7 protein-coding genes and 1 pseudogene are annotated in these 9,820 nt (G+C 40.7%); all 8 read left to right on the plus strand.

Features of this window, described 5'->3' with window-relative positions; all coding sequences use genetic code 11:
- Positions 1-1,140: 1,140 nt before the first annotated feature.
- A complete protein-coding gene (locus tag GNE10_RS26560; protein WP_185568309.1) occupies positions 1,141-1,596 on the plus strand; it encodes a helix-turn-helix domain-containing protein in 456 nt (151 codons plus the stop codon).
- A gap of 73 nt (positions 1,597-1,669) precedes the next feature.
- Complete coding sequence (locus tag GNE10_RS26565; protein WP_185568312.1) at positions 1,670-2,839, plus strand: TIGR03032 family protein; 1,170 nt, start codon at positions 1,670-1,672, stop codon at positions 2,837-2,839.
- Positions 2,840-3,001: 162 nt separating this feature from the next.
- On the plus strand, positions 3,002-3,535 hold the full coding sequence (locus GNE10_RS26570; protein ID WP_185568315.1) for a phage tail protein: 534 nt from the start codon (positions 3,002-3,004) through the stop codon (positions 3,533-3,535).
- A gap of 37 nt (positions 3,536-3,572) precedes the next feature.
- The gene (locus GNE10_RS26575; protein ID WP_185568318.1) at positions 3,573-4,100 is read left to right on the plus strand and encodes a GNAT family N-acetyltransferase; all 528 of its coding nucleotides are present in this window, start codon (positions 3,573-3,575) and stop codon (positions 4,098-4,100) included.
- 4 nt (positions 4,101-4,104) lie between these two features.
- Positions 4,105-4,605 carry a phage tail protein gene (locus tag GNE10_RS26580; protein WP_185568321.1) on the plus strand — a complete coding sequence of 167 codons (501 nt, stop codon included), beginning with the start codon at positions 4,105-4,107 and terminating at the stop codon, positions 4,603-4,605.
- A gap of 88 nt (positions 4,606-4,693) precedes the next feature.
- Positions 4,694-5,197 (plus strand): phage tail protein, encoded by a 504-nt coding sequence (locus tag GNE10_RS26585; protein WP_185568323.1) that lies wholly within the window; start codon positions 4,694-4,696, stop codon positions 5,195-5,197.
- 302 nt (positions 5,198-5,499) lie between these two features.
- Positions 5,500-7,020: an RNA-guided endonuclease TnpB family protein gene (locus tag GNE10_RS26590; protein ID WP_185568326.1), complete on the plus strand. Its 1,521-nt coding sequence runs from the start codon at positions 5,500-5,502 to the stop codon at positions 7,018-7,020.
- A gap of 1,178 nt (positions 7,021-8,198) precedes the next feature.
- Positions 8,199-9,820, plus strand: a pseudogene (locus tag GNE10_RS26595) (hypothetical protein); the annotation flags it as partial.

Below are 9,820 nucleotides of genomic sequence, written 5' to 3' on the forward strand. Positions count from 1 at the left end.
GCTTTGTGCATTTTCAACTCGGAATTTGGTTTTGGGAAAAGGTGAGCCAGCGCGGTCTTGGGGGTTTCCCCCATGAGCGACTGGCGTTAGCGTCAGCGTTAGCGACGAAGGAGCGTCACCCCGAAGGGGTTAAAGGGTAAAGGTTTTTTCTTTCCCCCTTCCCCTTTTCCCCTTAACCGACAAGTATTGACAGTGGATTGCATTGCTTAAGAGGGTTGTAGTAACTGTCACTCAACACCTAACATTAAAGCAGATGTAAGTTAAATGTGTAATGGTTTAACTAGATAAAAAAGTAAGAAAAGTAAGAAAAGTAGGAAAAGTAAGAAAAGTAAGAAAAATTGTGAGAGATTTTTGATAATCATCACCTAGTAAGGAAACAGCAGTATTTTTTTCAATGGACATTACATATTTTGTTTTCTCCAGGGAAAATATTGATACTAGAATGTAAAAATTATGTAAACTAGAGAAAGCAAGTATCTTTTCGGAGATAATCAAAACTAATTACCTCAAACCAGTAGAATAAAAAACTGAGACTATAGATTCATTTTTCTGCTCATCCATCTAATTCTCAAATGGCAGCAAAATTTTTTTAAAGTTTCGATGAAATACTTGTAAGAATACAAAGGATTGAAAAAGACTAATGATACATTTTTATAGGATTGACATTGGGTATTAATCAAGATAAAACCAAAAAAATGGCTTTATAGCTATTAATTACGGTATCTGATTATGCAAAAAATATACTTATACAGGTGGTGGCTCTATTGTTAAAGATGCCTAATTTTTCCTGTGAATGTACGATTTTTAAAATGTTCTGAAGCCGAGAGGTTGTGTGTAGAAGCCATCAAAATAGACTACGGTAGCATTAATACTTATTTTTGAATTTGTATGTATTATTTGCATGTGTACCGTACTCAATTGAAAGGTCTGATATAGATGTAAAAATGCCAAATATTGACTGTGCCAATTTTAGATTTTAGATTGCTGATTTTAGATTTTTTTAGTTTATGCCCCGTCCCTAGTGGTCGGAACAAATCCAAAATCAAAAATTTAAAATCCTCAAACCCTGCACCCTAGTGGCCGGGGTCAATCCAAAATCCAAAATCCAAAATTCTTTGACTGTGTGAAAGGTTCTTGTTTATGGGATGCCGATTGAAAGTTTTTCTCACTGAAGAAGAAAAGCAGACTTTAGAAGAGTTAAGAAAAGCTAAAGATATTCCTCAACGTACAAAGGATCGTGCCCAAGTTTTATTGTTGAATGCTCGTGGCTTAAAAAATGAGGAAATTGCTAAAGGCTTGAACTGGGCGATTTCAACAGTACGCCAAACCCTCCATCGCTGGAAAAAATCGGGGTTAGCAGGCTTATGGGATGCACCTGGACGAGGAGGAAAACCCCGATATTCGGAATCAGATTTGATTTATCTAGAAAACTGCTTAGCTCATGAAGCAAAGGCTTATAATTCTAAAGAATTAGCAGAAAAACTCGCATCTGAACGTCAAGTAAATTTAAGTGCAGATCGGCTACGGCGGGTACTCAAAAAAAGGCAAAGAAAAGTTGTAAATGTAGCCATGCAACTCCAGAAGCAAAATAATTGAATAAAAATACAGAATTCACAATCAATTCAAAATTTATCAAAAGTTGAGAAAGGATGTGTAGCGATCGCAGATCTTGACTAGAACTACAGTAACAGTCAAACTGAAGAGGCGATCGGCGAGTCGTTTGCCGAACCCATTTTCTCCCATGAGCCAATCATCTAATACTAGCGTCCAGCCCGGTCAAGCGATCGCCTGTTCGATTTCAGATTCCTTCATCTCTTGGATGAGTCAAGCCCAAGGAGCGATCGCTCTGACAACTTACCAAGCAAATAAAGTTGCTTTCATTGCTTGGAACGGACAACAGCTAACTCTGCTGATGCGCCAATTTCCCAAACCGATGGGCTTGGCTGTGGGAGAACAATGTCTGGCGCTGGCTACCAAAGAACAAGTCTACATCTTTGCCAATGCTCCTCAACTTGCTAATTCTTACCTCGAAGACCAACCCGGACGCTACGATACTCTTTATCTGCCACGAGTTGTATATTTTACAGGCGATTTAAATACCCATGATTTAGTATTTGGGCAAGATTGCCTCTGGTTGGTCAATACCCGCTTTTCTTGTCTTGCTAGACTTAGCAATCAATTTAACTTTATTCCCCATTGGCAGCCGAAATTTATTTCTCAGCTCGTGCCAGAAGACCGTTGTCACTTGAATGGATTAGCACTGGTTAACAACCGACCCAAGTACGTTACCGCTCTGGGTGAAAGTGATGTAGTCGGAGGCTGGCGCGCTGACAAAGCTACAGGTGGCATCCTGATGGATGTCGAAAACAATGATATTTTGTTGCGGGGACTTTCCATGCCCCATTCTCCTCACTGGCATCAGGGTTATTTGTGGTTGCTGAATTCTGGGAAGGGAGAATTATGGCGCGTGCATCCGCAAACTCTACAACATGATGTAGTTTGCATCTTACCAGGATTTTTACGAGGATTAACTTTTGTAGGAAGCTATGCCTTGGTGGGACTTTGCCAGATTCGAGAACGCCACATTTTTGGCAATTTACCCGTGCAAGAGCGATTTCGGCAGTTGTTGTGTGGAGTAGCGATCGTAGACTTGCAGAATGGGCAAACAGTGGGAATGCTAGAGTTCACAGCAGGATGTCAAGAACTGTATGCGGTACAATTTTTACCAGGTGTTTTTCGACCAAATATCTTAAATGCCGAACGTGTGGAGATTTATCAGGCGTTTACAGCACCCGGAATTGATTACTGGCTAAGGCCTAGCGCCGAAATTAAAGATTGATTTCAGTAAGTAAAGTTTTTAGTTACAGAAATTGATATAGCTACTTAAAACGTATAATTTTACGCGATACATTGACAGTATATTTCTGTAATATCCAATGCAAAGATCGTTAAAACTAACGAGTGAAATTGCATAGATCGAACAATTGGAGTACATGAAACGATGGTTGAATCGTATATAGGGGAAATTCGCATGTTCGGGGGAAATTTTGCACCTACAGATTGGGCGCTCTGTAATGGGCAGTTACTCTCGATTTCCGAAAATAATGACCTATTTTCTGTGATTGGTACAACCTATGGTGGGGATGGACAGACAACCTTTGCATTGCCTGATTTACGGGGTCGAGCGCCCATCCATCAAGGGACGGGGACTGGATTATCTCCCCGCATTATTGGCCAGACAATAGGGGCGGAAGACGTAACTCTAACCACAGATCAACTGCCAGAACATAATCATTCCTTGACAGCCAACACTAATTCAGATCCAGGAGTCATTACTGCCACAGATAAAAGCCCAGCTAATAATGTGCCAGCTACGGGTACTGTTGAGATGTATGCCCGACCAAGCGATCCATTGGTATCCATGAGTGCAAATGCCATCGCCCCCTTTAGTAAGGGTAACTACCCCCATGAAAATATGCAACCTTATCTAGTAATCAATTTCATCATTTCGCTGCAAGGTCTTTACCCATCTTGAAATTGACCTCCATAGAATAGTTGCTGAGGGCATATAGATGATTGATTTTAGCTTGCTCAACTGCCGTGCTGTCTGTGGTGAAGATGAGAATTTTCTGTTTGAGTTATATGCAAGCACTCGTGCGGAAGAATTAGATGCTTGGGGTTGGAACCAGTCCCAGCGAGAAGCTTTTTTACAAATGCAATTCAAGGCTCAACGCTGGTCTTATCAAATAAATTTCCCCCAGGCAGAACATCAGATAGTAGAGTACTGCCATCGCCCTGTTGGTAGCATTCTAGTGAATAGAAGGCCGACAGAAATTCTTTTACTGGCGATCGCACTGCTACCGAAATATCGAAATCAGGGAATTGGAACTCACTTAGTTCAAACTCTATTAGATGAAGCCACACAAAACCATCAGATTGTCAGGCTGCAAGTAATTTGGCACAATCGGGCCTTCCATCTATATGAGCGCTTGGGATTCTATAAAACAAGCTATACGACTAGCCATATACAGATGGAATGGCAGTTGTCAAAAGCCTCGTCGTTTACTATTTCACACAAGTCAATATCATCAAGGAGCTGATTATATGGATAATTTTCTCGGTGAAATTCGCATGTTTGCTGGTGATTTTGCTCCTCGTGGTTGGGCATTTTGTAATGGACAAATGTTACCCATCCAACAAAATTCTGGCCTATTTTCTCTGTTGGGTACTATTTATGGTGGAGATGGCATAACTACCTTTGCACTGCCCAACTTGGAAGGGCGGATTCCCATCAACTTCAGTGGTGTCTATGTGATTGGTAATTCAAGCGGAGTGACAGCCGTTTCCTTATTGGCGACCGAGATTCCATCTCACACCCATATCCTGCAAGCAACTGGTGGTGGTGCTGATAGAGGCGACCCCACAGAAGCCATGTTCGCCAGTGCCCGCACTGAAGTCTACGGCCCGCAGGTCAGTTCCCCAGCGAAGATGCACCCCGCAGCTTTGACACAAACAGGCGAAAATCAACCACATAACAATTTGCAACCTTATCTAGTTGTGAATTTCATTATTGCTTTGCAAGGTGATTACCCACCGCGAAATTGAGGTAAAACCAACCATACTTCAATGACTGTTTCCTAAAAAATCGTTGTCACTATTGACCAAACAAATTTAGATGAAAGGAAGATGACTGATGACTCAGCCTTTTCTTGGTGAAATCAGAATGACTTCGTTTAATGTTGCCCCTAAAGGTTGGGCACTATGTAATGGGCAGCTGTTACCCATTGACCAAAATCAAGCATTGTTTTCTTTATTAGGAAACATTTATGGCGGAGATGGTACGACTAACTTTGGATTACCTGACTTACGGGGACGAGTACCGATGCATTTTTCTGGTACTAATTTTCCCTTAGCTGGGTATGGTGGTGAAGAACAACATACCTTATTAGTTAGTGAAATACCCGCCCATACCCATACGCTGTTTGCGAATCCAAATCCTGCCATTAATACAGAACCAGGAGAGCAATTTTTAGCAATAGCAACAGATAATGCTTATGCTACGAATCCTAATAATTCTGTAATGGCTACTCAATCAGTGGCTAATGGTGGCGGTAGTCAACCCCATGAAAATATGCAGCCATCATTGGTCATCAACTTTATGATTGCTCTACAGGGTATCTTCCCTTCCGAAAATTAGCACACCAAAATAACCGCGCCGGGGTAGCCCCTGAATTCTATTTATGGGGGCTAGGCGCGGGCGATTTTAATCGCCGTCCAAATTCTTCTATTAATTCACTAATGCTGATACCTCTCAAATCAGCTTCGCATTTCATATTTTCCCATGCCGTAGGAGTAACAACTATTTGATGCCTTTGCTTAACCTCATCGTGTAGGATGGGTATATTTTTTAGTCTTTTTTTACCCTTTCCAGTTGTCATTTGATTAGATATTGTGTACAATCTCAATATAGTCTAGCATTTAACAGGAGGTGATTAAATTTTGGCAGCAAAAACGTCTAGTTTCGTTACAAACATACCATTAATAACGACATTTAAAGATTTGTCTGTTCTTGCTGTCAGATTAGAAGCAGGAAGGCAACTATATAATGCTGTATTGTCTGAAGGTAAAATTCGACTACAGTTAGTCAGAAATTCTGAACTCTACCAACAAGCCAGACTAATAAATAAAAACGATAAAAAAGCTAAATCTTTAGCCTTTCAAAAAGCAAGGGAAGCTTATCGTTTTAGTGACTATGATTTGCAAGCTTTTGCCAACAAGACATCTATTGCAAGTATTTGGATTAAGTCTCACCTTGATGCTAATACCATTCAGAAAATAGCAACCAGGGCTTTTAAAGCTTTAGAGAGAATGGCTTTTGGTAAGGCTAAAAAAGTTAGGTTTAAACAGAAGGGTCAGTTTTCGTCACTAGAAGGCAAGACCAATAAACAAGGTATCAGATGGACTGGCAATGGTGTTGAATGGTCAAAGTTAAAACTACCAGGCATCATTACCAATGACCCTGTAATCTTGCATGGGTTGTCATCAAAGATTAAATATGTTCGCTTAGTGCGTTGTATTCTTAATCAAAAAACTTATTGGTTTGCACAGTTAATCTGTGAGGGTGAACCTTATCAAAAGCCTAAAAATATTATCAGTGACGGCACTGTTGGTATTGATTTAGGTGTTAGTACCGTTGCAATTGTTGGGGATAAAAAAACTACCTGGACTTCTTTTGCTGTTGAATTAACATCAAAGCAAAAGAAGATTACAAAGTTACAGCGACAGATGGATAGGCAGCGCCGTGCCAATAATCCTAATAATTTCAATTCCAACGGCACTGTCAAGAAAGGTTCAAAACGGTGGAATAAATCCAGCCGCTATAAAAAGACATCTGTTAAGAAACGTGAAATTCAACGTAAACAAGCGGCTCACCGTAAATCTTTACATGGTAATTTAGTCAACCAAACTTTAGCCCTCGGTAAACATATTAAAACCGAGAAAGTATCTGTTAAAGCTTGGCAGAGAAATTATGGTAAATCCATAGGGTTTAAATCACCCGCATCTTTTCAATCAGAACTAATACGCAAGGCTGAAAGTGCTGGCGGTACAGTTCTAATGTTTTCGACTCGCAAAACCGCACTTTCTCAAACTTGTTTGTGCGGTAATAAACAGAAAAAATCACTATCTCAACGAGTGCATAACTGCTCTAAATGTGGTTTGACAATGCAACGTGATATTTTATCTGCTTACCTGAGTCGTTACGTCGATCCAAAAACAGAAACTCTGTCAATCCAGTCAGCCGGGGATGGTTGGCTAGGCATGGAACAATGCCTGCTGGACGGTTGGCGGAATGGGTCAAATCAATCAGCGAGAACTGCGACTAGTTTAAGGTCACTTATTGGTAACAATGAGTCAGAGTTGATGTTCAGTAATCCAATACCTTGTGAGGAGTCGGAACCTGAGAGGGTAAACGAAACTCACGCAGTGAGTTGGAACCCCCTACCTAAAGGTAGGGGGTAGTTCAGCAAATTAATTAAACTCTTGTAGGATGGGCATCTTGCCCGTCCTATTTACGTAAATGAGTACAGATATCTGAACTTAAACCGATTCAAAAAATGTTGGCTACAGATACCGCAACCGTTGATGCCTTCGGGGAGGGGTTTCAATACGATTCGGTTAAAGGGGAAAGGGAAAAGGCTTCAAATACATCCTTTACCCCTTAATCTTTTGCCAGACTACAAGGGAAGTTCATACTGCTTATCTGCACCGTATTGCGGGGTCTTGTCTATGTGTCGCATTCTTTTTTCAAATTGGCATTAGAATTTGGTTTTGAAAAAGCTCAACGAGCGTGCTATTCAGGTTGTACCTTTGTGGCAAAATAAATAGTTATTAACTAACCGCATTTCAACATGCTAATTGAGTCTTAATAGAAAAGTAAATGATTGATTGAAATATTGGCAAAAAGCTGAATAAATTAATTGCAATAACATATTTGTCACCTCATAAAAATAATTAATTTCTCATATTTTTTTAATATAGAGGATAAATGAAAAATGATTTTGATTAATAAAATAGCTCCTCTAGCATATTGAGAACATAATAGAGTCGATAAATCCTCATGTTTTTTTAATTCAGATGATGAGGAAATTAAAAAATATTTAAATACCGTTCGTTAGATTTTAATTGATGAAAAAGTGTAGTATATTATGGTTTAACATCAATAAACTATGTGTTCCCATCGTAGGCTAAGCAAATCTAAAAATCCCTTGATTAGTAGGTGAAATTCAGCCATAAAACCCAAGAAGCCCTTTAGTTTCGGTTTGCCAAACCCAAATTAACAATAGGTCAAAAAAAGTTAAACCTACGTTTAACTCCAGAATGTCTTGCAAATATCCAATGTTTTATGGTTACTGAACAGTAATACATCTTCAATAAATGAAACAAATGAAGTGCTTGCTTTATGTTGATTAAAGCTTGAAAGCATCACTGATTTTTTGAAGCTAGAGTTAGTACCTATCGTTATAATGGTAGCTCATTATAACTATTTATTATTAGTACAGCGCGGCAAAAATCAACATAATATTCAAAATTCACAAAAATTTGAACTGATCAGTTTTTGAAGTTTTGACTTTGTATTTGCGACTTTCGTCCATGAGTACTAATGCATTTAATACACCCTTAACTGGAAGAATAATTCTATGGCACTTGTTCCTTTTTCCAATCAAATTTTAGTTAATAATGCCAACACAACGACACAGCAGACTCCGGCGATCGCCATTGATAGCGATGGTGACTATGTGGTGATTTGGGAGAGTGTTGCACAAGACGATCCAACACAGACAAATAGAACTGGGTTATTTGGTCAACGCTTCACGTTTTCTGGGACAAAAGTTGGTAGTGAGTTTCAGGTGAACACCGTCACCAACGACAACCAAGGACAACCTGCCGTCGTCTACGATCCACTCAGTGGGTTTACCGTTGTCTGGGATAGCTTTGGGCAAGATGGTAGCAATTATGGTGTTTATTCCAAGCGTTATAACAGTGCAGGTGTAGCCCAAACCGGGGATACTCTAGTCAACACAACTACCACAGGCGCACAGCGAGACCCGGTAATTAGCAGAGATGCAACTGGTAATTATGTTGTGGTGTGGAGAGGTAGTGGATCTGGTGGTGATACCAACGGCGTTTATTTTCAACGATTTAGTGCTGCTGGTACTGCATTGGGTGGTGAGACATTAATCAATACAGCCAGCACAGATTTAGAAACCCAACCTGCTGTGGCGATGAATGCTAGCGGAGCATTTGTAGTTGCTTATACCAGCACCAATGGTACGGATTCTGAAGTTTTTGTCCGCCTCTACAACAGTTCTGGAATAGCAGTCAGTAATCCCATCCAGGTTAACGTCACTACAATCTCAGCCCAGAATTCGCCGGTTGTGGCGATCGATAATAATGGGAATTTCGTAGTGGTTTGGGAAAGTAGCCAGAATTCAGGGACAACTGGTATTGACCTCTACGGACGCAGATTTAGTAGCACAGGTACCGCTTTGAGTGGAGAATTTTTGATTAGTACGGTGACAGCTGGCAACCAATCAAATGCAGCGATCGCCTTAGATGGCAATGGTAACTTTACAGTAGCTTGGGAGTCTGTAGGTCAAGATGGCAGTGGGAGCGGAATCTATGCGCGTCAGTTCAGTAGTGCAGGTGTAGCTCTGGGTGCAGAATTCCTAGTCAACCAAACAACAGCAGGCGATCAGGTTGAACCGGCGATCGCTATGCAAACTAAAGGTGACTTTGCGATCGCCTGGCGCGATCAATCTTCTGGTAACGGTGATATCTATGTCCGCAGCTATAGCGTCAACAATGCACCAACAGGTTTAACTTTAAGTACCACAAGCATCAACGAAAATGTGGCTGCTAACTCTGTAGTGGCCAGCTTCAGCACCATAGACCCTGACATTGGCGACACCTTCACCTACACCCTAGTTACTGGAACTGGTTCCAATGATAACTCTGTTTTCAGCATCGTTGACAATCAATTGCGAATCAATAGCTCACCGAACTTTGAGGCCAAGAATTCTTACAGCATCCGAGTACGCACCACTGACCAAAGAGGACTCAGTTTTGAAAGTCCCTTCACCATCACCATAAATAATGTCAACGAAATACCAACAGCCATAGCCTTGAGTGCTAGCAGCATTGACGAAAACGTGGCTGCTAACTCTGTAGTCGGCAACTTCAGCACCACAGACCCCGACACTGGTAACACTTTCACCTACAGCCTAGTTGCTGGAACTGGTTCTACCGATAACTCTGCTTT

The organism is Nostoc sp. 2RC (genome assembly GCF_014222165.1).
GTDB lineage: Bacteria > Cyanobacteriota > Cyanobacteriia > Cyanobacteriales > Nostocaceae > Nostoc > Nostoc linckia.

What these genes read in the sequence shown, in the direction of transcription:
- GNE10_RS26560 (WP_185568309.1), top strand. Translation starts at nt 1,141, where the DNA reads ATGGGATGCCGATTGAAAGTTTTTCTCACTGAAGAAGAAAAGCAGACT.
- GNE10_RS26570 (WP_185568315.1), top strand. Translation starts at nt 3,002, where the DNA reads ATGGTTGAATCGTATATAGGGGAAATTCGCATGTTCGGGGGAAATTTT.
- GNE10_RS26575 (WP_185568318.1), top strand. Translation starts at nt 3,573, where the DNA reads ATGATTGATTTTAGCTTGCTCAACTGCCGTGCTGTCTGTGGTGAAGAT.
- GNE10_RS26580 (WP_185568321.1), top strand. Translation starts at nt 4,105, where the DNA reads ATGGATAATTTTCTCGGTGAAATTCGCATGTTTGCTGGTGATTTTGCT.
- GNE10_RS26585 (WP_185568323.1), top strand. Translation starts at nt 4,694, where the DNA reads ATGACTCAGCCTTTTCTTGGTGAAATCAGAATGACTTCGTTTAATGTT.